Annotated in this window: 24 protein-coding genes and 3 pseudogenes; 13 read left to right on the top strand and 14 right to left on the bottom strand. The window is 47.0% G+C overall.

What is annotated here, in order from left to right; all coding sequences use genetic code 11:
• Position 1: 1 nt before the first annotated feature.
• The 4 genes from IQ257_RS07250 to ebsA form a co-directional block, all read right to left on the bottom strand.
• The gene (locus IQ257_RS07250; RefSeq protein WP_193873348.1) at positions 2-157 is read right to left on the bottom strand and encodes a hypothetical protein; all 156 of its coding nucleotides are present in this window, start codon (positions 155-157) and stop codon (positions 2-4) included.
• Positions 158-362: 205 nt separating this feature from the next.
• Positions 363-1,298 (bottom strand): lysylphosphatidylglycerol synthase domain-containing protein, encoded by a 936-nt coding sequence (locus IQ257_RS07245; RefSeq protein ID WP_193873318.1) that lies wholly within the window; start codon positions 1,296-1,298, stop codon positions 363-365.
• 201 nt (positions 1,299-1,499) lie between these two features.
• Positions 1,500-2,591, bottom strand: coding sequence for a phosphotransacetylase family protein (locus tag IQ257_RS07240; protein ID WP_193873317.1), 1,092 nt, complete (start codon positions 2,589-2,591; stop codon positions 1,500-1,502).
• A 35-nt stretch (positions 2,592-2,626) separates the two neighbouring features.
• Entirely contained in the window at positions 2,627-3,001 is a 375-nt protein-coding gene (gene ebsA, locus IQ257_RS07235) for a type IV pilus biogenesis protein EbsA (protein WP_193873316.1), read from the bottom strand.
• Positions 3,002-3,209: 208 nt separating this feature from the next.
• Between ebsA and IQ257_RS07230 the strand changes: the two genes are divergently transcribed.
• Entirely contained in the window at positions 3,210-3,551 is a 342-nt protein-coding gene (locus tag IQ257_RS07230) for a histidine triad nucleotide-binding protein (RefSeq protein ID WP_193873315.1), read from the top strand.
• Between the two features lie 7 nt (positions 3,552-3,558).
• On the opposite strand, the pseudogene IQ257_RS07225 reads toward IQ257_RS07230, so the two are convergent.
• The 5 genes and pseudogenes from IQ257_RS07225 to IQ257_RS07205 form a co-directional block, all read right to left on the bottom strand.
• Positions 3,559-3,735: pseudogene (locus tag IQ257_RS07225) on the bottom strand (DNA cytosine methyltransferase); the annotation flags it as partial.
• Positions 3,736-3,795: 60 nt separating this feature from the next.
• Positions 3,796-4,464, bottom strand: a complete 669-nt coding sequence (locus tag IQ257_RS07220; protein WP_193873314.1) for an HAS-barrel domain-containing protein — start codon at positions 4,462-4,464, stop codon at positions 3,796-3,798.
• Between the two features lie 70 nt (positions 4,465-4,534).
• Positions 4,535-4,729: an NAD(P)H dehydrogenase subunit NdhS gene (locus IQ257_RS07215; RefSeq protein ID WP_193873313.1), complete on the bottom strand. Its 195-nt coding sequence runs from the start codon at positions 4,727-4,729 to the stop codon at positions 4,535-4,537.
• A 113-nt stretch (positions 4,730-4,842) separates the two neighbouring features.
• Positions 4,843-6,096: a rod shape-determining protein RodA gene (rodA, locus tag IQ257_RS07210; protein WP_193873312.1), complete on the bottom strand. Its 1,254-nt coding sequence runs from the start codon at positions 6,094-6,096 to the stop codon at positions 4,843-4,845.
• A gap of 93 nt (positions 6,097-6,189) precedes the next feature.
• Entirely contained in the window at positions 6,190-7,257 is a 1,068-nt protein-coding gene (locus IQ257_RS07205) for an Mrp/NBP35 family ATP-binding protein (protein WP_193873311.1), read from the bottom strand.
• A 134-nt stretch (positions 7,258-7,391) separates the two neighbouring features.
• Between IQ257_RS07205 and IQ257_RS07200 the strand changes: the two are divergent.
• Positions 7,392-7,736: pseudogene (locus tag IQ257_RS07200) on the top strand (zinc ribbon domain-containing protein); the annotation flags it as partial.
• Positions 7,737-7,788: 52 nt separating this feature from the next.
• Here the strand turns inward: IQ257_RS07200 and IQ257_RS07195 are convergent.
• The 3 genes and pseudogenes from IQ257_RS07195 to IQ257_RS07185 all read right to left on the bottom strand — a co-directional run bounded on the left by IQ257_RS07195 (position 7,789) and on the right by IQ257_RS07185 (position 8,673).
• Positions 7,789-8,271 (bottom strand): SRPBCC family protein, encoded by a 483-nt coding sequence (locus IQ257_RS07195; protein ID WP_193932982.1) that lies wholly within the window; start codon positions 8,269-8,271, stop codon positions 7,789-7,791.
• A 101-nt stretch (positions 8,272-8,372) separates the two neighbouring features.
• Positions 8,373-8,591, bottom strand: a pseudogene (locus IQ257_RS07190) (zinc ribbon domain-containing protein); the annotation flags it as partial.
• A complete protein-coding gene (locus tag IQ257_RS07185; RefSeq protein ID WP_193932984.1) occupies positions 8,530-8,673 on the bottom strand; it encodes a hypothetical protein in 144 nt (47 codons plus the stop codon). The pseudogene IQ257_RS07190 and the gene IQ257_RS07185, both read right to left, overlap by 62 nt.
• Positions 8,674-8,782: 109 nt before the next feature.
• Here IQ257_RS07185 and hemF point away from each other — a divergent pair, with 109 nt between their 5' ends.
• Together hemF and IQ257_RS07175 are read left to right on the top strand one after the other, a co-directional pair.
• On the top strand, positions 8,783-9,829 hold the full coding sequence (hemF, locus tag IQ257_RS07180) for an oxygen-dependent coproporphyrinogen oxidase (protein WP_193878914.1): 1,047 nt from the start codon (positions 8,783-8,785) through the stop codon (positions 9,827-9,829).
• Positions 9,830-10,198: 369 nt separating this feature from the next.
• Positions 10,199-10,567 carry an STAS domain-containing protein gene (locus IQ257_RS07175; protein WP_193878916.1) on the top strand — a complete coding sequence of 123 codons (369 nt, stop codon included), beginning with the start codon at positions 10,199-10,201 and terminating at the stop codon, positions 10,565-10,567.
• 92 nt (positions 10,568-10,659) lie between these two features.
• On the opposite strand, the gene IQ257_RS07170 is transcribed toward IQ257_RS07175, so the two are convergent.
• Positions 10,660-11,274, bottom strand: coding sequence for a chromophore lyase CpcT/CpeT (locus IQ257_RS07170; RefSeq protein WP_193878918.1), 615 nt, complete (start codon positions 11,272-11,274; stop codon positions 10,660-10,662).
• Between the two features lie 217 nt (positions 11,275-11,491).
• Between IQ257_RS07170 and psb29 the strand changes: the two genes are divergently transcribed.
• The 9 genes from psb29 to IQ257_RS07125 all read left to right on the top strand — a co-directional run bounded on the left by psb29 (position 11,492) and on the right by IQ257_RS07125 (position 21,184).
• On the top strand, positions 11,492-12,217 hold the full coding sequence (gene psb29, locus IQ257_RS07165) for a photosystem II biogenesis protein Psp29 (RefSeq protein ID WP_193878920.1): 726 nt from the start codon (positions 11,492-11,494) through the stop codon (positions 12,215-12,217).
• A 758-nt stretch (positions 12,218-12,975) separates the two neighbouring features.
• Positions 12,976-13,377 carry a photosystem II protein Psb27 gene (psb27, locus tag IQ257_RS07160; protein ID WP_193878922.1) on the top strand — a complete coding sequence of 134 codons (402 nt, stop codon included), beginning with the start codon at positions 12,976-12,978 and terminating at the stop codon, positions 13,375-13,377.
• A gap of 301 nt (positions 13,378-13,678) precedes the next feature.
• Positions 13,679-15,154, top strand: coding sequence for a family 10 glycosylhydrolase (locus tag IQ257_RS07155; RefSeq protein WP_193878924.1), 1,476 nt, complete (start codon positions 13,679-13,681; stop codon positions 15,152-15,154).
• Between the two features lie 380 nt (positions 15,155-15,534).
• A complete protein-coding gene (locus tag IQ257_RS07150; RefSeq protein WP_193878926.1) occupies positions 15,535-16,815 on the top strand; it encodes an ABC transporter substrate-binding protein in 1,281 nt (426 codons plus the stop codon).
• Positions 16,816-16,942: 127 nt separating this feature from the next.
• Positions 16,943-18,223, top strand: coding sequence for an ABC transporter substrate-binding protein (locus IQ257_RS07145; protein WP_193878928.1), 1,281 nt, complete (start codon positions 16,943-16,945; stop codon positions 18,221-18,223).
• Between the two features lie 139 nt (positions 18,224-18,362).
• Positions 18,363-19,055 (top strand): class I SAM-dependent methyltransferase, encoded by a 693-nt coding sequence (locus tag IQ257_RS07140; protein WP_193878930.1) that lies wholly within the window; start codon positions 18,363-18,365, stop codon positions 19,053-19,055.
• The gene (locus IQ257_RS07135) at positions 19,052-20,017 is read left to right on the top strand and encodes a carbohydrate ABC transporter permease (RefSeq protein WP_193878932.1); all 966 of its coding nucleotides are present in this window, start codon (positions 19,052-19,054) and stop codon (positions 20,015-20,017) included. Before IQ257_RS07140 ends, IQ257_RS07135 begins: the two co-directional genes overlap by 4 nt.
• Positions 20,014-20,907 carry a carbohydrate ABC transporter permease gene (locus tag IQ257_RS07130; RefSeq protein WP_193878935.1) on the top strand — a complete coding sequence of 298 codons (894 nt, stop codon included), beginning with the start codon at positions 20,014-20,016 and terminating at the stop codon, positions 20,905-20,907. The genes IQ257_RS07135 and IQ257_RS07130 overlap by 4 nt, the downstream gene beginning before the upstream one ends.
• A 121-nt stretch (positions 20,908-21,028) precedes the next feature.
• The gene (locus tag IQ257_RS07125; RefSeq protein ID WP_193878937.1) at positions 21,029-21,184 is read left to right on the top strand and encodes a hypothetical protein; all 156 of its coding nucleotides are present in this window, start codon (positions 21,029-21,031) and stop codon (positions 21,182-21,184) included.
• Positions 21,185-21,363: 179 nt separating this feature from the next.
• Here IQ257_RS07125 and IQ257_RS07120 read toward each other — a convergent pair.
• Positions 21,364-24,251: DEAD/DEAH box helicase (locus IQ257_RS07120; RefSeq protein WP_322744229.1), on the bottom strand; the 2,888-nt coding region annotated here is incomplete at its 5' end.

Here is a 24,251-nt window from a genome sequence, read left to right as displayed (position 1 = left end):
TTCACGAAAGTATATAGTTTTTGGGCAAATATGCAACCCGATCTTTCGGAATAAAAGGAAACGTGGCAGCAATTCGGGTGTGAGCTTGACCAATAAATCCCATGATGCCAGCATCTGTACCCCCATCTACGACAGTCACTCTCAATTCTTCAACCAGAGGTGATTGTCAAAGGTGTGGGTGTAGGGCTGTTGCATTGAACGAAAGTGATTAAGCCAGGAGGTATTAGACTTTAAGTTTAACTCTCAGCAAATTAGGATACTTTAGGGCAGAAATGTTGAATCAAGATTCAAAAACTTATTTCCCAGATGAGCGCCTAAAGGAAGTAATTTTTCTCGCCATCACCTGTCTCCTACTTTACTCCCTACTTTTCCTTCAACCGCTGATGGAGTTCATAGAGTCCCAGTAGTCCAACAGCGACAATCAATGGCAGCAAAAAATAGATTATCCGATACACTAATAGCGCTCCCAGTACTGTTGCGGCTGGAACTTTAGAGCCTAATAGCAAGAGAATTACAGTTTCAAAGACGCCTAACCCACCAGGCACGTGACTCACAACACCCGCAGTCACAGCTAATACATAGATACTGAAAAAGCTTGGATAGGATAGCAGTATAGTATGAGAAAGCAACACGTAAAGTACGGCACTAGCTAGCGCCCAGTCTAAGGCAGATACTCCAATCTGACTAATCGCAAGTTTCGGAGAGGGTAGCGAAAATACCCACCTAGAAATTCTGAACTGTCGCCTGCTCAAAAGACACCCTAAAAGGTACGTTCCATCCACGAGCAGGAAAATAAGACCAATGGGCTGTAGCGAAACAATGGGTAAATGAAGTAAATCTGGAATGACTAGGGGTTCTATTAAAAATACCACCCCACTGACAGCAAACAGTCCCAGCCAAAAGCTGAGGTTCCCAAAAGCAATAATCTGAGTGATTGCACCAGCAGATATTCCCCACGCTGAGTAGAGGCGGTAGCGAATCGTACTGGCAGTTAGAATAGCAAACCCGACGCTATTGCTGACAGCGTAGCTAATGAAGGCGGTGAAGACAATGAAACCCTTGGTTATGGGACGGCGAAGGTAGCGGAATGCCAAGAGATCGTAGCTGGTTAGAACTAGATAACTGAGGATGGTGAATGCTAGCGCTAAAACTAGATTGCCTTTTGGTATTCCTGCCAAACTGTTGAGCACATCGCTGTAGTGATAATTTCGCAGCTCTTTATGGATGACCCAGAGGGATAGACTAAATAGGAGTAAGCCTAAAAGGGGCAAGCCGAGCGGAGAAAAGCGTCGATTCATAAAACGTTTGCAGGAAAAGTCAGCATATATAGCGTTTCTCTATCTGGTGAGGTACACCCTGATGAAGGTAGGCAGTAGGGAGTGGGGAATAGGGAATGGGACTGTATCTCAGGTAAGTGAGAACTGCTATAACCGCTATAAATGTAAAGACGTTCCATGGAACGTCTCTACAGGGTTTTTCCCGATCGCATCAAGGGAATTTCAATGGGTGGATACGGCTGGCTCCAAACCGAGCTGATTCATCAATCGCTCGATGTCGAAATGTTCGACCATTAACTTTTGGAGGTACTGAACCTTAATTGGTTCGTGGAGGCGAACTTGACCGAACGCTCGGTCGATAATCTCAACGGTGGTGAGCGTATCTAAGTCAACGGATAGAACTGGGATTTCTAGCTCTTCGGCACGGTTGAGGATAATCGGTTGCGGTGGCAAGTGACCTGTGAGAATGAGACAGTGAGTGGAAGTTTCAAGGGCTGCCATCTGAATGTCAGTGCGATCGCCTCCGGTCACTACTGCCATGTTCCTGCCTTTACGGAAATACTTTAATGCAGAATTAACATTCATTGCACCGATTGTCAAGCCTTCTACCATCAAATCTAATCGGTTGCTACGGCAGAGTACTTCTGCTTGCAACTGACGGACAAGTTCCCGAACGCTGACACTGCGCAGTAAGTCGCTAGTGGGCAGCATTCCCAATACTGGAATTCCTTGCTCTTCGAGAAAAGGTTGTACTGTTGATTGAGCTATTGACTGCTGGTTAGGGGGAATTGCGTTAATCAGAACTCCCAGCAAGCGATCGCCAAGTTGTTGTTTGGCAGATAATAAAGCGTCTGCCAGTAAGACGGGGTGAAAACGAGCAACCAGCAGGACTGCGGCATCAATTTCGTCAGCGATGTCGAGCAATGACAAGTCAAAGAGGCTACCCTCCCACAGAGTACCCGGTCCTTCTATCAACATCATGTCGCTACTGGGGGACTGGAGATAGGTTTTGAGTTCTTGACGATAACGGGTTGAGTTCTTTTTGCTCAGGCGTTTTTGGATTGTCTCGGTATTTAAAGACAGTAGGGGAAAGCATACTCGATTTGAAGGCAAGTTCAGTGCTTTCGTCATAAACCCGATATCTTCTTCTTCTGCTTCCGGTTGCCTGCCTTGGCGATAGGTTCCCAGTAACTTACCGTAGGAGATATCGATTCCTTTTTCTTGTAACTGATGGGCAATTCCCAGAATTGTCGCTGACTTGCCGCTGTAAGCTTCTGTTGACCCGACCAATAAATATTTAGCAGATTTTGCCACCCCTGATTTCACTCCTGTAAGATTTCAACTCGAGTTTACTCCTCAATCCGTAGCAGTTTTCGGTAAAACGTCTGCGAAAAATCCGTCGCCCGCGATCGCTTGAAATGCATAATCACTTCGATTAAGTAATTGATGAACTCAGAATTTGCCATCATGATTTCGTAACTCAGCTCCGCATTGCCATCAAACTGGAACCGACACCGAGTTAATTCCGAAGGCAGCTTTGAGACATACCAGGTTGCTACAAAGGGAATGCTATCACCCCCTTCAATCTGGCGCTGCCCCTCTAAGGAGCCTTGTTGGTAGAGACTGATTGCCAGGGGCAGTAGCGTGCGCTTGTTTCCCTGGTAGTACGGCATATAAACGCCAACAGCACCTTTGTCGGCAGGCTGAAGTTTTTCAATGGACATGGGCAGATTTTTCTACTTCTGTGATTTCAGTGTGAAAAACTATTATTGAGTGGTCAAGGGATTCAGACAACAGATTATGCTGGAGTTGGTCGTAAACGAAGAATTTCTTAATTATCTTTTATGCAATCTTACGCTTTTTCCTCCAGTCTGTGATAATTTCGTGGTAAGCATTTATGTGGTAAGCATTTATACCGAATAGAGAGTCAGGATGAGTGAAACCATCTTTAGTAAGATTATCCGTCGAGAAATTCCGGCTGACATCGTCTACGAAGACGATTTAGTCCTGGCATTCAAAGATATCGCCCCTCGAGCTCCCGTTCACATTCTCATTATTCCCAAAAAACCCATCCCCCAACTAGCAGCGGCGGAGTCAGAAGACCATGCTGTAATGGGACACCTGCTGCTAACTGCCAAGCGTGTTGCTGAACAAGCAGGTTTGACAAACGGCTATCGTCTAGTGATTAATAACGGGTCTGATGGCGGTCAAACGGTTGATCACTTACATTTACATATCTTAGGGGGACGCCAGATGCAATGGCCCCCCGGTTAAGTGGCTCTTATCCAACTTTTCTGAGTATCTGCTCTCGGACACTTGCTGCTACAATTTCGGCTAGTCGAACAGGAACAGCATTTCCTAACTGCCTCATACTCTCTGTCCAAGAGCCATGTATGAGATAATCATCAGGAAATGTTTGCAGGCGTGCGCTTTCACGTACCGAGAAATACCTAATTGCACGAGTTGGGCTTATTTTTTTTGGGGGCTATTGGTTCTGAACTCGATTCCCATTAAATGGTCACCAATGCAGTTGACTCAAAATATACCGCAAGCGATCGTAGTCATCCTTCAACAAAATGCTCAGGGTTCGTCCCGCCTGCACTAGCCAATTGCGATCGCCCTGACGCAGTTGATAAATTTCTCGAATCGCCGCTGCTGTTAACGCCTCAATGGGTGCTCCCTTCACCTGTAAGAGTGTTCGCAAAAAATCCAACTCCTCGCTGAAGTGAATAATTTCTGAGGGTTGGCACCTGTAGACGGCTTGGTGAATTTGGGGTGGGCGGGGTGGCAGGTATTGATATACTGAACCCAGAGGCGGCTGCGCACCGTTTCTCCCTTCAGTCGGAGGCGTGAATCCCACAATGGCAGCGCGGAACTCCGTTTTGAGCATGGCAAAAATCTGAGGCTGCTGCTCCCGTAATTCTGCCAGCGACAATCCTAGTGCTACCGCCCGGTGAACGGAATCAATCGGGCTAGTAGTTGCGTGGTAAACCACTGCTATAACTTGATTCCCCGATTCTTCATCCACTGACTTTAACCAACTGCCAAAGGGAGGCATAACAGGAAAACTCAAATCTTCTGGTTCCAAACACTGAGCCAGAAATTCTGTAGTTGCAGTTTCGATCACCTCAGCAATATGATGGTCAGGGCGATCGCCAATGGCAAATTGGGGTAGGGGAAGACGCATAGGTTTTGCCCGTTGTCCTTTGTCTTTAGTCCTTCGGAATTACCAATCAGCAAGGGCAAATGACTAATAACTATTTTCCTTTTTTTCCTGCCGTCAGGTCTACTTCTTCTAATTCTGACAGGTTAAAGGTTACGATTTTATCCCAGTTGCCGCCTTCAAACAGGACGCCAGCCTTGCCATCGCTAATACGCTGGACTAGCCCCTCAAATTTGTAATAGATGTCGTCGGCATTGGTTACGCGCACAATCGAGCCAGGAAGAATCATAGGTTACTTCGGTTGCTTCAACTGAGTGTCCGTTTATTAGCTTACTATGAGTCACCAGCCATTGGTTATTGCTAACGCTTATTCAGAAATGACTGATGACGAAGAACCAATGACTAAAACCGCAATCGATGTCGGTGATTGGCAACAGACTCCACCAACCCAATACCTATAAAGTTCGCTAGCAACGCCGCTTTTCCGAAACTCAGCAAAGGCAACGGAATCCCCGTAATCGGAGCCAAGCCAATATTCATGCCAATATTCACCACAGTCTGAAACACGATCATCGATAGAACACCAATGGCGATTAGAGAACCAAAGTTGTCTTTAGAGTTTTGAGCAATAATCACCAAGCGCAAACAAAGTAACCAGAAAGCAAATAGGACGCATACACATCCGACAAAACCCAGTTCTTCCCCAATGGCAGAGAAAATAAAGTCTGTATGTTGTTCAGGAATGAAATTGAGTTGGGTTTGAGTCCCCTCATAAAGCCCCCTGCCTGTAAGCTGACCGGCACCAATACCAATCCGCGACTGAATCAGGTGGTATCCGGTGCCTAGAGGATCTTTATCGGGGTCTAAAAAGGACGTGAGTCGCTGTTTTTGGTAATCCTTGAGCAGCCCCCACAACAGGTTTCCCAAGCCTCCTGAGACGGCATTAACGACCAAAGCCCCCAAGGAACCCAACAGGGGCCAAGGTAAGGTGCGCCAGCCAATAACTGCCATTGCTGCTATCCAAACAAACCAACTTGGCAAAAACACGTTGCACAGAATTGCCGAGACAATGGGAGAAATCATTAGCAATAGCCAGCCAGGATTGGCATTACCCCAATAGAGCATCCCCATAGTAATTGCACCAAATACCAGTGAAGTTCCCAGGTTAGGTTCCAAAAATACGAGGAGCCAGGGAACTGAGGCTACCCCTAATACTCTAAAAACCGTACTCAAGGTTGATGCCGGTCGAGAATGGAGAAGCGCCGCTAGGGTGATAATTAATCCCAGCTTGGCGAATTCAGAGGGTTGAACGTGGAAGCCAAGAATGTTAATCCACCGTTGGGAACCGTTGGCATCAGTACCAATGAATCTCACCGCAATCAGGAAGAAGATGGTAAAGCCATAAACAAACCAGTGCCATTGGAGAAGGGCTTCGTAACGCGATCGCGCAATCAATAGCACCAGCCCCAAGCCAATGCCACCAATGAGCCAGTGCCACCACCAGTCTGACAGTGCATCGTTGAGTTCAGCGCTGTGAATCATCACCCCTCCAAGGAAGGTGAGCCCAACACTAATAATTAATAACTGCCAGTCCATCTCCAGCCACGAGGCTAGGAATGACTTCCAGCGAATACCAGTAATTGACCTTTGCAACATAAAACAAGTGGCTAGGGATTGGAGTCTTTTAGCAATTAGCGTAGATCGAATGTAACAGTCAGGAATTTTGAAAGAGATTTTACTCTAAAAAGACTAACTGCTACCCAGAGCAGCAACCGAGACTTTTGCAGCCATAGCTTTAGCGATCGCGACGATTGCTTGAGCTGACGCTGACTCAGGTTCAGCCACCACAATCGGCAAACCCCGATCACCTCCCTCTCTCAAGGAAACTTCTAGGGGAATGCAACCGAGCAAGGGGATACCGAGTTCCTGCGAGGTTTTCTCGCCACCACCAGAACCAAACAAATCATACTGGCGATCAGGTAAATCCGGCGGGATAAAATAACTCATATTTTCCACAATCCCCAGCACCGATACCCCCAGTTGCTGAAACATCTTCAAACCCCTACGAGCATCTAGCAGCGCCACGTTTTGCGGTGTCGTCACGATTACTGTCCCAGCCATTGGCACCGCCTGACACATCGTTAGCTGGGCATCGCCCGTTCCCGGTGGCATATCCACAATCAGATAATCCAATTGTCCCCAATTGACCTGGTAGAGAAACTGGCGAATTATCCCATTTAACATCGGTCCTCGCCAAATAACTGGCTGGTCTGGGTCAATTAAAAACGCCATGGATACCAATTTAACCCCATGGTTAAATGCGGGTTCGAGTACTTCACCTTGGGGACTTTGTTGCACTTTTACTTTAGCGTCTCCTAACCCCAGCATTGCCGCTGAGTTGGGTCCGTAAATATCCGCGTCAATTAGACCGACTTTAGCACCCAACTGTGCTAGTGCCACAGCGACATTCACTGCAACAGTACTCTTGCCGACGCCACCCTTGCCACTAGAGACGGCAACAATATTTTTTACGCCCTCAATGCCTGTGCGATCCGGTAGGGATTTTTGCTGAGGTGTCTCGGCTGTCACATCCACCACCACATCTTCGACCCCCGGTAACTGCTTAACCGCTTTCTGGCAATCCTCAACGATAAATTCTCGCAAAGGGCAAGCCGGAGTTGTCAACACTAACGTAAAGCTGACCGTACTCCCGTCCATTTTGACATTGCGAATCATGTTCAATTCCACCAAACTCTTGCGGAGTTCGGGGTCTTGGACGGGTCTCAATACCTCTAAAACTGAATTAGTATCAACCATAGTAACGTTCCCATTCCTGCCTACAGACAACCCAGGAGCAATTGCTTCCTCGATTCTTCATAGATCTTAATGGGTTCCGGTCATAAGTCATTAGTTATCAAAAATCTTGGGTCTAAAAGCCCGTCGTGCCAAGTCAGTTCAGGAAATGGCTAGAGCATTTCGGGGTCAAGTTCGGCAAGATAACCGTAGCGGTTAATCCGGCATATACCTCCCAGGAATGTTCTAACTGTGGTGCGATAGTCAAAAAGTCTCTGTCAACGAGAACCCATGTTTGTGAATGTGGATTCATCTTAGGTAGAGACTGGAACGCTGCCATCAACATCCTGAAACTAGCCTTGAGTACGGTAGGGCATACTGGAACTTGGATCTTAGATCCGAACGCTTCGGGAGATTCGACCTCTACTCCGGTTGGACTGAGCGTTGTCGAAGTCCTGTCAGGGCAAGTTGGATTTATGAACGAAGAATCCCTTCGGCTTTAGCCAGGGGAGTGTCAAAAGTGATTGGTCCTTGATTTGACAAAGGACAAACCCTTTAAAGGACTCCCGCTTGCTCGGCTGCCTGAGCTAATTCAGATGCCACACGCGCCGCGTAGGGACGAATCAAGCACCAGAGTAACGGAGACAACCAACCCCGCAGTGTCATTGAGTAAGATACGTAAGTACCGCAAACCGCAGATTCAACTCGGTAGGTTACTCGATTCTCTACGCCAGGAATTGCCAGGATACGGACGCTGAGTAGTTCGCCCGGTAGTACCCGTTCAACAAAAATTCGCACCGGAATTGGGGTCAAACGAGTCACCACTTGATAAATCAAACCGGGTTTGGCGATTAGCCCTTGAGGTGCATTGGTGCTGGAGAAGAGGGGATGCCAGGAAACATCTGCTAGATTGATTAATTTTTGCCAGAGTACGTCTACCGGAGCGCTACTTAAAACACGATAGGTTCTCAAGAGGGAAAACTTGCACAAAATCCCCTCTCGACCAGCAATTAACTTGAAGGAAAAGTTAAGAATCACAACCACACCTCCTGTAGCGACCCTCTGGCAAATCTTTTATCTTAGGTTAGGGGTGTTGCCTAAACATCCTACTACAGAATGGATTGGCAACTCCTCTAAGGATAATTAACCATACTCAAGGCTAATTTCAGGATGTTGATGGCGGCGTTCCAGTCTCTATCCAGAACAAACCCACGTCTGTGGATGTGGGTTCTCGTTGACAGAGACTTTTTGACTATCGCACCACAGTTAGAACATTCCTGGGAGGTATATGCCGGATTAACCGCTACGGTTATCTTGCCGAACTTGACCCCGAAATGCTCTAGCCATTTCCTGAACTGACTTGGCACGACGGGCTTTTAGACCCAAGATTTTTGATAAAACAACTCGGTCAAGATTCTCCAGACAGGGAAGCGATCGCATGGTGGTGCTAGAACACCGTTACGCACTTAGCTTAAAATAAACCCTTGAACCATCAAACTATTCTTTTAGCAGCTATTCGTTTTTGATTTAACTGCATTGACTTGAAATTATGACAGCTTTTCAGACAGACGTAACGACCCCCACTACTTCTTTACCTCCCACTAACTCTAGGGAACGAGTCAAGCTGTTTATGCAGCAGCTACAAGACTCGATTTGCGAGGCTCTCACCCTGGTAGATGGTGTTAGTACCTTCAAAGAAGATACGTGGGAGCGAGAAGAAGGCGGCGGCGGGCGTTCCCGTGTTATTCGGGACGGTGCTGTCTTTGAGCAGGGAGGGGTAAACTTTTCGGAAGTATGGGGCACTCAGCTTCCGCCCTCAATCTTAACCCAGCGCCCAGAGGCAGCCGGACATGGCTTCTTTGCCACTGGCACATCCATGGTACTGCACCCCCGCAATCCTTACATCCCCACAGTTCACCTAAATTATCGCTATTTTGAGGCTGGACCGGTTTGGTGGTTTGGCGGCGGCGCAGATTTAACCCCTTACTATCCCTTCGCCGAAGATGCAGCTCATTTTCACAAAACCTTTAAAACCGCCTGCGACGCTCACCACACTGACTATTACCCCGTCTTCAAGCGCTGGTGCGATGAATATTTCTATCTGAAACACCGCCAAGAAATGCGGGGTGTTGGTGGACTGTTTTTTGACTATCAAGATGGACGGGGAACACTGTATCGGGGTCCTCACCTCGAGGGCGAAGCAGCAACTTATAGCAATCAAGTTGGAGTGTTAAATTTGCGCCCCTGGGAAGAACTATTTGCTTTTGTGCAGGAGTGTGGTAATGCTTTTTTACCCGCTTACTTGCCCATTGTTGAGGGGCGGCGAGGGCTCGAGTATGGCGATCGTGAACGAAACTTCCAGCTCTATCGTCGGGGTCGTTATGTAGAATTTAACCTGGTTTACGACCGAGGCACCATCTTTGGCTTGCAAACCAATGGACGTACTGAGTCCATTCTCATGTCTCTCCCTCCCTTAGTCCGGTGGGAATACGGCTACCAACCCCAACCCAATACTCCAGAAGCTCAGTTGTACCAAACCTTCCTCAAACCTCAAGATTGGGCGAACTGGATACCTGCTACCTCAGAAGATATCTGAGTTAAACTACGGGGGGGATAAGTAGCGAAGGCTGCTCGATCGAGGTACTTGTTGCAATACGGTTCGGTTCACCTATTTTCCAACTTCTTTCCTTCGCGCAGGCTGTGCGTAAAACCGTTCTACCTATCTTTCTCTGTAAGGGGGGTAACTAAGGAGGAGTCTGACTCTACCTGTTCCCTCTTACCCAGAAAGGAAAACGGGACAAGCGTGCTGGCTGGGAGAGGGGTTGAGTTGACTTTATCTGAACTGGATCGAGCTTCGTGGCTCAAATGGAGTGTTCGAGCCTTCATTGACGCGAGCGGGAACAACCCTAAGCTACATGACTCCTCTTGACGATCGAAAGGAGCTGCTGCTGGAAGGAGGTCACTGATGATTCATATTGATCAAAAAACGTATACGACAAAAGAGGGAACGACTGTTATTGTCTTAGCCCCTATGGGACGCTTAGATATTACTACAGCTTGGCAATTTCGTCTCAAGTTGCAAGAATCTATTTCTAAGCTCAGTCGCCATGTGGTCGTCAATCTCAGTCAAGTTAATTTTATTGACAGTTCTGGTTTAACATCCTTGGTGGCAGGAATGCGAGATGCTGACAAAGTTAAAGGTAGCTTCCGCATCTGTAATGTTCATCCCGAAGCCAAGCTGGTGTTTGAAGTAACTATGATGGATTCAGTATTTGAAATCTTTGAAACCGAGGAGGAAGCTCTTGAGGGGGTTCCCCGGAGCATAGCAACCTGACATTTGGTCATTAGTCATTAGTAAATGAGAATTGATAAATTATCCATTACATCCGTTACTCCCATCCTTTGCCACTCGCTGACAAGTGACAATCAAACGGGGAGTTCAGCCGCAAAATTTTGACGCTTGGTGAACCGAAATGAACCGAGTAAGGCTCCCCAAATGGCTTTTCCGGTTGCGGGATCGATGCCCTTGTCATAGCTGCGAAATTCTGCCTCTGTCACCTCAAAACCAAGAGAAACTTGGTAGTTGTTGCCTTGATAACTAAAGCGACAAGGGCTACCTGTTGCCGATGAAGCGGAGAACTCATAGGAATTTAATCCAACTTGGCGCGGTTGAACCTTGAGAACACAGCCCGGTAAAAATTCGATTTGTTCGGTTGTGAGTTGCTTTAACATCTCTAAGTTACGACCAGCCCCTACAATCGCTTCTGGCTCCTTAATCATGTAATATTGCACCTGCAATAAGACAGGATTTGTCTCGATTAGCTGTAGCCGCAGGATGCGGGGACGGTAGGGGTGATCAAGGTTAACAATACTGGCTTGTTCAGCAAAGAGAGTTAAGCTATCTTCAGTAAATAGGGGTACAGGTCGTTGCCAGAGGCGGAGGTGAACGTACCAGGCAGGTTCGGCAAGTGCTTGCTTTTGGTTGTCGAATTCGCCAGCCATGTAGCGTGCCAGGGTAATTAGCTCTGTCGGAAAAGTCATTGATGTTTATTAACGCTTTTATCGTGGTGGATTTCGGGCGATAGCAGCCATTCGCTAACGCTAGAGGTAGCATCAGAACCGCCTAGGATTAAATGTTAACTGCCCCCCATCGCTAATGCTACGCGATCCTCGAGTTGAGTCCCTCTAGAATAGATAACCTTGGCAAACGTGTCCTTAAGGGAGACAATGGGATCAAATACCAAATCAATTCGGCTTTGTGGATAATCTTCGCACAGTCTCGGATACCAAACGAGATTTTTATAACTATCACACCCGTCCGATTAACTCAATTTACCGACGAGTGGTAGAAGAGTTGATGGTAGAGATGCATCTGTTATCGGTGAATGTGGATTTCCACTACGATCCAATTTATGCATTGGGAGTCGTAACATCCTTTAACCGCTTCATGCAAGGCTATCAACCGGAACGAGATAAAGAATCCATCTTTGAAGCCCTTTGTAAGGCAGTTGGGGATAACCCACAGCAATACCAGCAAGATGCTCTACGGTTAAAAACAGCGGCAGAGCCTTGGTCGGGGCAACAATTCATCTCCTGGTTGAATTCGCCAACGCCCTTAGATAGCGCTCCGGATCTGCATACCACTATGGTAGGTATCTCGGACAACCCTAAGTTTAAATACAGTCGTCTGTTTGCAATTGGCTTGTATAGCCTCCTAGAAGAGGCTGACTCGGAGTTGGTCAAAGACCAAAAGCAAGTTACCGAGACACTCAGGCAAATAGGTGAAGCTTTGCATCTTCCCGAAGAAAAATTGCAAAAAGATTTGGAGTTGTACCGCAGTAACCTAGAAAAAATGGCTCAGGCGCAGATTGCTATACAAGATGCCATTCAAGCGGATCGCAAAAAACGGGAACAGCGTGCTCAAGAGAAAAATAAAGCCGAAAGCTCTGCGAGTGATTCACAAGAATCGACCAAGGCATCGTAATTATGAAGCATGAATATAGCAGTTCTCATGCTTGTGAAGTACCTCAATGACTAGCATCACCCACCTGGATGAACAGAATGGGTGATGCTTTTTCAAAGGCAAACCCGTAAGATCAACAGTGCAGTTTCATTCATTCCCGACCCCACTCCCAGTCATCCCAGTGGGGTTTTTATTACCTCAAGAAATGTGGCTGTTGGCGTCAGTCCTTTCGTAAGGATTGCTATCAGGGGTGTTTCCCCCCCCTCATCCTCAGCTCTACCCCATTCGTTAATTATCGAATTAACATAATGAATGGTTAGGAGCTTTAATCATGGGAGAGAGCAATAACGATAAGCAATCTCAACGAGAGAAGAAAGCTCAAGAGGAAACAGCTCGACGACTGCGAGAAGCGATTGAAAAACGAAAACAACAAAAGTAATACTTTTAGGTAAAACTGATGTGTTAAGCAGGATAGAGAGACTATCTGAGGATTGCGTTTAAGAATGCCACTTATGTCTTTATCGGCGTTAAGGATAATTATTTTGAATAGTAATCATAAGAATAAACTATCAATTGAATAAAGCCTGTGCCGTTACACTCCTATTGATCGGTCAAACTCTGAAAAATTGCTCAAGCTCTAAGTATCGCTCTGAGCGAATAGCTATCAGCGAAAACTCCAAGCCCTATCCTAATCCGTCATCTAGAGACGATCCCCGATGCACCATTCCGGGTTAGGATCAGTTCTAATTTTGAAAATCCGTCTGTTGTGAATCATACTTATGAAGCGCTACTTATCCCGTCTTGTTGCCCTTGTCTTAGTTGTTATGATTGGTCTAATGGGGTGTTCAGCAAGCAGTACCACAGGCTTCACTGGGGATTACCGCCAGGATACCTTGACGTTGCTGAATACTCTGAGAGCCGCCATTGAATTACCCAAAGATGCGCCAGATAAGGCTGCGGCTCAGTCAGAAGCGCGTCAAAACATCAATGAATTTGCCTCTCGCTATCGGCGAGATGGCTCTGTGGCAAACCTCAGTTCCTTTACTACCATGAGAACTGCTTTGAATTCCTTAGCCGGTCATTACAGTTCTTATCCCAACCGTCCTCTGCCGGAAAAACTAAAGAAACGGCTAGAACAGGAATTTCGGCAGGTAGAGAGAGCTTTGCAGCGGGGTGCTTAAAGGTTTTGACGCTTGATGGCTAATAGCATGGAGTTATTAGCCATCAATCTTGGGTTTACGCTCCGCCTTCTCAATTTTTTGCTGAAGCTAAGTAGAGACGTTGCCTGCAACGTCTCTACTTAAAAAAAATGGCAAACTCAAGGAAACACTGAGAAATTTCGGAGCAAACGTCCGGAATAGCCAGAAAAATCGCTGAAGACAGAGAATGCAGCCCAAACCCTATATAATTTTGCCCATTGATTAAGCCGTCTGTTAAGACTAAAGGCAGCCACTTTGTATTATATTGTAGTGTTTGCAGGTAATGTATAACGGTTTTCCGCGATATCAGCGTTATATTTGTCGAAGTGTTGTTGCAGCAACCTTAACTAGCAGCAGTCTAATTAGTCCCTATGCTTTGACTCAGAAAGCTCAGGCTCAAACAGCAGCCTACTGCCATTTCTCTAAGGATGCGATCGCTCAAAAAGAAAGCTTACGCATCAATGCCCTCAAAGGCAATCCCGATTCTGATAACCGCTACAAAGCCCTGCTTAAGCAGCACGCTGATTCCTTGCGGCAGTGCCGCTCTCGCACTTGGCCCAAAGACCAAGCCGTTTGGCTGCGCGTCTATCCCTGTGACGCTCGCTCTGGGGGAATTGATGAAATTCTAGACCGCATCGTTAACCGAGGCTACAACAAAGTTTACCTAGAAGTATTTTTTGACGGTCAGGTACTGCTTCCCTCAGCCGATAACCCAACGCCTTGGCTCTCGGCTTTGCGATCGCCTGGAACTGAGCAAGTAGACTTGTTAGCTCAGACCATTCAAAAAGGACATGAGCGGGGCTTACAGGTTTACGCCTGGATGTTCACAATGAATTTTGGCTACACCTATGCCCAACGCCTCGACCGAAAAGGAGTGCTAGCCCGTAATGGTCGGGGAGAAACAAGCTTGTCCTTTGTCCGCGACCAGTCACAAGTCTTCATCGACCCCTACAACAATCAAGCCAAAACCGATTACTACCAACTCGTTCAAGCTGTACTCAAGCGACGCCCAGACGGAATTTTATTCGATTACATTCGCTATCCGCGCGGGTCAGGAGCTGATTCTGTCGCCACCAAACTAGAGGATTTGTGGATTTACGGTGATGCCTCTAAACAGGCACTCTACAACCGGAGTCTTAACAATCAAGGGCGAGAACTCATTCAGCGCTACATTCGTAACGGTTCCATTAGTGCTAGTGATGTGAAAGCCGTTCAAGACCTTTACCCCACGGAGGGAGCACCTCTGTGGCAGGGACGTACTCCCAGTGAAAACGAGACAGTCGCATCTCTAAACTGGCAACTATGGCAGCTTAGTGTCGCCCACGCCGCCCAAGGTGTTCTGGACTTTCTGGCAGTAGCAACACTTCCTGCCCAACGTGCTGGAGTAACAGCAGGAGCGGTATTTTTCCCTGATGCCAACCAGGTAGTCGGTCAGGGTGGGTATGATTCCCGCCTCCAGCCTTGGGATCATTTTTCGCCGTCTCTGGAGTGGCATCCGATGTCTTACGGTGTCTGTGGTCACACCGGTTGCATTGAAAATTTAGTCAAGCGGGTGACAGATCGAGCCGACCCCAGCACACCAGTGATACCCGCACTAGCAGGAACTTGGGGTAAATCTGTCAGCAATCGTCCCTCTTTAGAAGCTCAGATGCAGGCACTACGCCAGAAAACGCCGCGCATCAACGGGGTAAGCCATTTTGCCTATTCTTGGCAAGACCCTGAATTTGACCGCGATCGCAAGTTCTGTCGGTTAGATTGACTTCTTCTGAGATGGGTTAACCTAGAAAATGCACCTTGATAGAGCGGTTGCCGAAGGTTTTTGATTGCGGTTATCTTGGAAGGGCTACGGTTAAGGGTTCGGTGTTGATAGTTGCCGATCGCTCTTAGCATGAATGGCACTGACTCCTATCGCCTGGAAATAAATGATACTCTTGCCGAATTCAGAAAACCCCTCCCCTAAGAGAAGAGGGGTTGGAAAGGGGTCTAACCCCTCTATTCATTCGCCACCAGTATCTTTAAATTCAGGGCGGGGTATGTCGGCTTAAGTCAGTGCTATTCCCCCTTAACATAAAGTATTTTTCGCTTTGCAACTAGGGTGCTTGCAACGGTGTAGTGTATTCCCTTTGGTAACAAATCAAGATGTTCGGACAAAAAGTCGGTCAGTCGCTGACGTTGCTGCTGGGTTTATCCCTGCTGTTAGTCGCCTGCGGTTCCCCAGAAGATAAGACTTCTAAAAGCGGTACGGTTACGATTATGGGAGTTGTCACCGGGAAAGGTGAAGAAGAACTTCAAAAAGCATTAGCCCCCTTTACTGAAGCAACGGGTATCAAGGTAGTGTATGAAGGAACCAATGAGTTTGCTACCCTCCTACCCGTGCGAGTTGACTCTGGAAATGCCCCAGATATTGCCATGTTTCCACAACCGGGTTTGATGGCTGACTTTGCTAGAGAAGGTGAACTCGTGCCCATCAACACCTTCATGGATACAAATCAGCTTTCGGATGCCTATGCCAAAGACTGGCTGAATTTGGGTACTGTTGATAACAAGTTGTATGGTATTTGGTACAGGGCTTTCGTTAAAAGCTTAGTTTGGTACAATCCAGGGGCATTTGCAGCAAAGGGCTATAAAATCCCAACAACTTGGGATGAGATGATGGCACTCTCAGACAAAATCGTGGCAGATGGAGGCGTACCTTGGTGTCTGGGTATGGAAAACGGCAACGCGACCGGTTGGGTGGGTACAGACTGGGTAGAAGATATCATGTTACGCACGGCTGGACCGAAAGTTTACGACCAGTGGGTGACTCATGAAATTCCTTTTAATCATCCAGAAGTCAAGACAGCGTTTAAGGAGTTTGGTAAGATTGCCCTCAATCCCAAGTATGTTGTGGGTGGCACAACTGGGGTAATTAGTACGCCCTTTGGTGACTCACCCAAGGGACTTTTTGATAAGCCACCCAGTTGTTATATGCACCACCAAGGTAGCTTTATCGCCGCCTTCCTCCCTGATAATGTAGTGATGGGTCAGGATATTGATATTTTTCCGCTACCAGCTATTAAAAAAGAGGTAGGTGCGCCAGTACTGGTATCCGGTGAAGTGGTTGGTATGTTTAACGACACCCCAGAGGCGCGGAAGTTGATGGAGTATTTGGTGACACCCAAAGCCCATGAAATCTGGGCAGGTTTTGGAGGGTATCTCTCACCTCACAAACAGGTGAGTTTAGCGGCTTACCCGGATGATGTTACCAAGCAGCAGGCAGAAATTTTAACGAATGCAAAAGTTTTGCGCTTCGATGGTTCGGATATGATGCCAGGGGCGGTAGGTACGGGTACATTCTGGACGGGTATTGTTGATTATGTGGGGGGGCAAGAACTCGATCGCGTTTTGGAAGATATTGAGGAGAGTTGGACTCAAAAGTAGAGGAGATAGAGGGGATGAGGAGGAGCAATTAGCCCAGAGTAGAGATGTTGTTTTCAACGTCTCTACAGGATTTCTTGTTGCCCTAACTGCCTGGTTTATAATCGATATCTATTAAAACGGTATCCAGATGCTCAAACGAAAAATCGGTAAGCTACTCTCTTTACTACTCGGTTTATCGATACTTTTAGTTGCTTGCAACTCCTCTGGCGGAAGTTCTGACAGCCCCACGGTGACGATTATGGGTTCAGTAACCGGCAAAGGTGAAGAAGAACTCAAACAGGTATTAGCGCCTTTTACAGAAGAAACGGGTATCAAAGTCGTGTATGAGGGAACGGATGCTTTTGCTACCCTCCTACCTGTGCGCGTTGACTCTGGGAATCCACCGGATATTGCCATGTTCCCGCAACCGGGATTGATGGCTGACTTTGCCAGAGATAGCCAGTTAGTACCCCTTGATACCGTTCTGAAGCGATCGCAACTATCGGAGGCATTTTCTCAAAACTGGCTTGACTTAGGTACTGTGGATGGCAAACTCTACGGCATCTGGTATCGGGTATTTGCCAAGAGTCTGGTTTGGTATAGTCCAGAAGCATTTGCGGCAAAGGGGTATAAAGTCCCCACAACCTGGGATGAAATGATGGCACTCTCAGACAAAATTGTGGCAGATGGCGGTGTTCCTTGGTGTCTGGGTATGGCAAGCGGTGATGCGACAGGGTGGGTAGGGACAGATTGGGTAGAAGATATCATGCTGCGCACGGCTGGAGCCAAAATTTATGACCAATGGATGACCCACAAAATTCCATTTAACGACTCAGCCGTTAAAAATGCCTTCGAGGAGTTTGGCAAGATTGCCCTTAATCCTAACTATATAGTAGGTGGAACAACAGGAGCGATTAGCATTCCCTTCGGCGATTCACCTAAGCCACTTTTTGACAAGACACCGGGCTGTTATATGCATCGCCAAGCTACGTTTATCGCTTCGTTTTTCCCCGAAACTGTGATGTTGGGTAAAGATGTTGATGTTTTTCCGCTACCGGGGATTAAAAAAGAGTTCGGCGTGCCAATGTTGGTGGGGGGGGAGGTGGTTGCAATGTTCAACGATACCCCAGAGGCACAGCAGTTGATCGAGTATCTGACAACTGTCAAACCCCATGAAATTTTGGCAGGAATTAAGGGTTACATCTCCCCGCACAAACAGGTGAGTTTAGAGGCTTACCCGAATGCAGTCACTAAGCGTCAGGCGAAACTTTTAGCTGAGGCTGAAATCATACGCTATGACGCTTCGGATATGATGCCAGGGGCAGTGGGGACGGGGGCATTTTGGACGGGTATTGTTGATTATGTTGGCGGGAAGGATGTCGATAGGGTGTTGAAGGATATTGAAGAGAGTTGGTCGGCTGCTGATTAAGGTTAAAATGTCATCGGTTCGATCCTCCCTAACCCCTTTTTTGAATCTATATATGTCACATTTCGTGAGGGCGGGTTTACCGATATCTAGGTGAGAAAACCAATAGCTTGGTTAAACCCGCCCCTACCCACTAACATCTATGTTTGAACAACAACCGGAAAACTTGCGGCAGAAGGTTAAGTCGTTAGCGACGGAAGCGCTTGATAAATCTGATCCATCGGGATGGTTTGAAGTCTTATATTCCGAAGCGAATGAGAATCCAGAACAAGTGCCATGGGCGAAGTTGACGCCTCATCCCTACCTGCAAGATTGGCTTGATCGTTATCAAATCCAGGGTGACAATCGCTGTGTACTTGTCATCGGCTGTGGGTTGGGGGATGACGCTGAAGCCTTGGCTAGGTTAGGCTTCAAGGTGACAGCATTTGATATTTCTCCAACTGCGATCGCTTGGTGCCAGAAACGATTCCCAGATTCTTCAGTAAACTACCTTGTTGCTAATTTGTTTGCCCCCAATCCGGAATGGCATCGTGCCTTCGATTTGGTTGTGGAATCGCGCAACATCCAAGCGTTACCCTTGAATGTGCGATCTGAGGTGATCGAAGCGATCGCGTCTTGGGTGACGAAAGGAGGAACACTGTTAGTGATTACTCGCTTTCGTGATACCGATGCCGAACCCGATGGTCCTCCCTGGCACCTGTCAGAGTCTGAACTTGCCCAGTTTAAGGAATTGGGATTCTCTGAAATCCGCCGGGATACTTTTATTGAGGAAGAGAACCCATCGATTACACAGCTTCGGATTGAATATCAGGCAATTATGAATTATAAATTATGAAAATTTTTAGTGTCATCCTTGCCGTCATTCTCGGTTGTGGGGGGATTATCGCCTTATTTTATGGCATGAATTACCTCGTAAATTTCCTGCCTGATAAATGGCGATCGCGTATTCTGCCGTGGGTATACTTAGCCCCTGCCCTCATTGTATTAACGGCTTACCTAGTTTTCCCTACTATAAATACGATTTACATCAGCTTTTTTGACAGGCGATCGCAAAATTTTATCGGACTGGATAACTACATTTTTGCCTTTACCAGCGACACCATGCTAGTTGCTTTTCGTAACAATTTGCTATGGCTAGTTCTCGTAACGGGTTTTAGTGTGGGTTTGGGCTTAATTTTAGCCGTGCTGATGGATCGGGTACGCTACGAACCCATTTCTAAGTCTCTAATCTTTTTGCCGATGGCAATCTCCTTTGTCGGCGCTAGCGTGATTTGGCGATTTGTTTACGCCTTTCGTCCATCTGGTTCAGAGCAAATTGGGTTACTCAATGGTATTGTTACTAGTCTGGGATTTGAACCAGTAGGTTGGTTAGTGGAGCGCTCCATTAATAACTTTGCCCTGATTGCGATTATGATATGGTTGCAAACAGGATTTTGCTTAATTTTACTCTCCGCTGCGGTTAAAGGTATTCCCAACGATATTATCGAGGCTGCACGGATGGATGGTGCGAATGAATGGCAAATTTTCTGGCGCATTACCATCCCTATGATTCGTTCTACCCTGGCTGTGGTGGCAACGACGGTAGTGATTATGGTACTGAAAGTTTTTGATATTGTATACGTGATGACTGCTGGCAATCAAGGTACAGAAGTGGTTGCGAGCCGCATGATTAAAGAAATGTTCAATTATCGGGACTTTGGACGGGGGAGTGCGATCGCGGTTATCTTGTTACTGGCTATTATTCCCGTGATGATTAGTAATATCCGCCGCTTCCGTCAGCAGGAGGCAACTCGATGAAGCCTAAGAAACATTCTCGTAAAGATAGTTCAGTGAAACGTCTTCAGAAATTCTGCAACAGCGTCCCGGTTCATTTAGCTGTAGTTGTCATCTCTTTAATCTGGACATTACCTACTATGGGGTTATTTATTAGTTCCTTACGATACCGAGATGACCTATTGAATAGTGGTTGGTGGACGGTGTTTCAACACCCCTTTGATTTCACTCAGTATCAGTTAGGGAATTATATCGAAGTATTCACTGCCGAAGGGATGGGGCAAGCGTTTCTTAACAGTCTTACCATTGCCATTCCCGCTACGATAATTCCTATTGCCATTGCTACCTTTGCTGCCTATGCCTTTGCCTGGATGAAGTTTCCGGGTCGTCAGGTATTATTTATTACGGTAGTAGGTTTATTAGTCGTACCATTACAAATGACCTTAATTCCAGTGTTGCGAGCTTACAATCTGTTTGGATTATCAGGCTCGTTTTTAGGAATTTGGTTAGCCCATACGGGTTACGGAATGCCTCTGGGAATTTATTTACTGCGCAATTATATTGGTGCGTTACCAAAGGATTTAATTGAAGCCGCCGCCGTAGATGGGGCGTCTCATTTGACAACATTTACTCGGTTAATTATACCCCTTTCTCTACCTGCGATCGCTTCGTTTGCCGTGTTTCAGTTTTTATGGGTGTGGAATGATTTGTTGGTAGCTTTAGTTTACTTGGGAGGGACACCAGACGTTGCACCTTTAACGATGCGTTTAACTACATTGGTGGGTTCTCGCGGGGAGGATTGGCACTTGCTGACCGCGAGTGCATTTATTACGATGATTGTGCCGCTCATTGTATTTTTTGCGCTTCAACGGTATTTTGTGCGGGGGATTTTGGCGGGTTCGGTTAAGGGGTGATGGTTGCAACAATCGCTGATGTAGCCATGGTTCACGGTTCTCACCCAATGAACTATCAACACTCTCTGGCGGGAATTGGGGGGTGCAGTGAGTTCAGCACATTTGTCTTCACCCTCAGATATTGCTAACGCCATCTGCCAGCGCTGGCAAACTCAGACAACTGTACTTCATAACATCGGGAACTGCTGTAAGGAGCGATCGCTTAGATTATGATGTGAGATGCAAGGAGAACGAGAAACGCGATCGCTATGCTCACATCTTGCACCATTGTCAGTAAACCCGAAAACTAGCCCGGAGTTTTAACTCTGGGCTAATAGCTTAAGTCCATTGAAATGGACTACAAGTCTTATCCAGTCCTATGCAAGACGAATGCAAGCTATGAGACAGTGGTTTTAACCACTGACGGGTTGTTGCCACTGGTGCAATTTAAATGCGGAATAGCTGAATTACAGGTATTCAAGCTGATTCGACTTCAGAACCAATAGCTCTCAACAAAAACAACCCCACCTCCTTATGCAACCCTGCATTCTGTTGTGGACACCCTGACTGAGTTAGACACCTTGGACAACCATCAGCACAATCACAAATACTTGCCAAAGACTTCGCTTTAGCCGCCAATACAGGTAACTGCTGAAAAATTGCCTCGGCTGCACCATTTCCCCCATCACAGGTATCGAAGAAATAGCCAACCACCCGCTTGTCCTCTTTCTCCACTACACAGTTAACATCCTGACTCGATGAAAGAACCACCATCGGCAGTGCAAAAATAATTTGATGCCCTAAACTATGCAACGCTACCCAATCAGGACTACTCGTCCAAAGCTCTTTTAAAACATCAGGAATCGCATTACCGTATTCTGCTTTAATTTCAGACTTAAGGACATTAACCTTCTCAACTACCGCTTCAACTACCCCAGGATTAATCTCCACCTTCACCACAGGCGCTTGATAATTACTGCGATAAGGCTGCTGAAATGGAACCTCCTCCTTCACCTGCGTTACTTCTGCATAGTACAGTTGACGGCGGCAAACTGAGCAAGCTTTCCCCGATAGCGGTTGATGATAGTTTAGACAGGTAACATTTGTACAAGTCAGCCGATAGTCTCGGCTCAATATCTTATATCCTTTCACAACAGTAGTAATTTCCCCCCAATTCAACCGCAACCGCAATCTTCCTTCCGGAAAGTCGGTAGCGATAATCTTAGGTTCCTCCAGTCTTCCCAAACATTGAATTTCTAAACTAGTCTCTGCCTGAGTGAAAATTCCTGGATTGGAAGGAAGCGGTTGCAACAGTGCCTTATTGCTTTCTAAATTCAAGCTTTCACAGCGATAGGTAACTAAATTCCCCCCCTCATCACTAGCGGTATAAATCGCACCGGGAAAAACTTCTCGATAGGCTATCTCTAAGGACATTTCCTCAAAGGTTTCGCCTGTACTAATATCTACCAACTCAACGCTGGAAAGTGCATTCCCTCTGAGATTGACACCTCGGTGGGGATATCCCGACGCCCATAAGCAGTGATGGGATGATAGAAACAGTTTCCGCTGTTCCAGCAGTCCAGATGCCACAATACCGCCGGCTGTGCCAAAGTTAAGTTCTACCTCAACTAGAGGTAAACCGCTTTCAACACAGCAGCACTCTAAATGCTTACTTAAAATCGTGGGATAATCAGGATTGAAAGCGGCACTTTCCACCGTTTCTGAGAGTAACTGTTGCGGGTACTGTCCGTAATAGTAATCGAGGGGATTCTGAGCGACGGGGAGGAAGATAATTAATCCTGGATTCTGCCGTCCCACCCGTCCTAAGCGCTGGCGAAATGACATAATTGAACCGGGATAACCGCGAATGACACAGCAGTCGAGTTCCGGTAAGTCAATCCCTGCTTCCAGCGCTGACGTAGAAACAATGACGTTAACCTCCCCCGTTCCCAACTGCTGAATCAAACGGCGACGGCGATCGCCTTTGAGAGAACCATAAAACGGTGCTACCTTTTTAGCTAAATAGCCAACCCCTTGCCTGCTCGTCTCTCGTTGCACCAATTCAATTAAATTTTTAACAGCCGCTCTAGAATTGCAGAAGACAATCCCGCTTAAGGAATGGTGCAACAGCGATAGGATTATCTTACAAGCATCGGGATTGGCAGTTTGACTGGGGGTTGCCCAGAGAATGGTTTGTTCGGAAGCCGTCGCCTCACTTGTGTCTATTAAATGCAGTCGTTCGGGTTGGTGAGTTCTGCCACTAAAACGCCGTGCCATTTCTGCTGGATTGCCAATGGTGGCAGAGGAGCAAATAAACTGAAGGCGATCGCTATTTCCACCGACACTATCAACCGCACGACGCAAGCGGCGCATTAAATTAGCAAAGTGAGCGCCAAATGCACCAATATAGGTATGGGCTTCGTCAATGACTACCCAATGCAGGCGCAACAGAAACTCCCGCCAAGGTTGCCATTCCTCCAGTCGCCGCACTTTTTCAAGTTGGTAGTGGAGTAAGTCAGGACTAACTGCCAGAATATGGGGAGGGTGGGGGAGAAAGAGTTGTTTGCGATCGCTATAGGGAGTATCCCCCGTTATCTGCCCAACTTTTAGCCGTTGAGAAGAAGGAAGGGTGGCAACGATACGCTGAAGTTTCCGCAATTGGTCATACGCCAGCGCTTTGAGGGGAAAAATATAGAGAGCGCAGTTTCTGGGTTGATTGAGGCAGGATTCTAGAACCGCTAGATTATAGCAGAGGGTTTTGCCTGAAGCTGTGGGTGTGGCTAGGGATAAATCTCTGCCGCTTCTGAGTTGCAGTAACGCTTCTACTTGATGCCCGTATAATCCAGTAATCCCGACTTGCTGGAGCGATCGCTTCAACGCTGGAGGTACATCCTCTGGAATAGGGTACAACTGACCCGGAGCGGCGGGAATAATACTGATATCAGTAATAATGGACGCTAACTCCGTCGCCACTTCCCGAAATTCCGGCTTGTCAATCTCTTGGATTTTTTCTAAACTAATCTCCGTTGAGGGTTGGGACAAGTCATTGGTAACACTCGCAGGAGTTATCGACGCCTCAAGCAGCATTAGTTCTCCTGACTCCACTGCTTGCTGCCAATCGGAAAAATGGACGGGATTGGAGTAGGCACTAAATTGGACAATCAGGCGGTTGCCTAGAAGAGCGACAACATTTCCCGTACCGTAGCATCGGGAACGAATGGGTTTCCCAGGCGCAAGGAAATCAGGAGGTTGTTGACTGGCTTTTTTTGCGGCGCGAATAATAGCGGCGTAGTCGGTGGGTTGGAGTTGAGTCACCTGTATATTGGGGAGTGGGGACAAGGGGACAAGGGGACAAGGGGATAGAA

It is taken from the genome of Coleofasciculus sp. LEGE 07092, from assembly GCF_015207375.1.
Lineage (GTDB): Bacteria > Cyanobacteriota > Cyanobacteriia > Cyanobacteriales > Coleofasciculaceae > LEGE-07092.
This window is presented reverse-complemented; position numbering and strand designations above follow the sequence as displayed.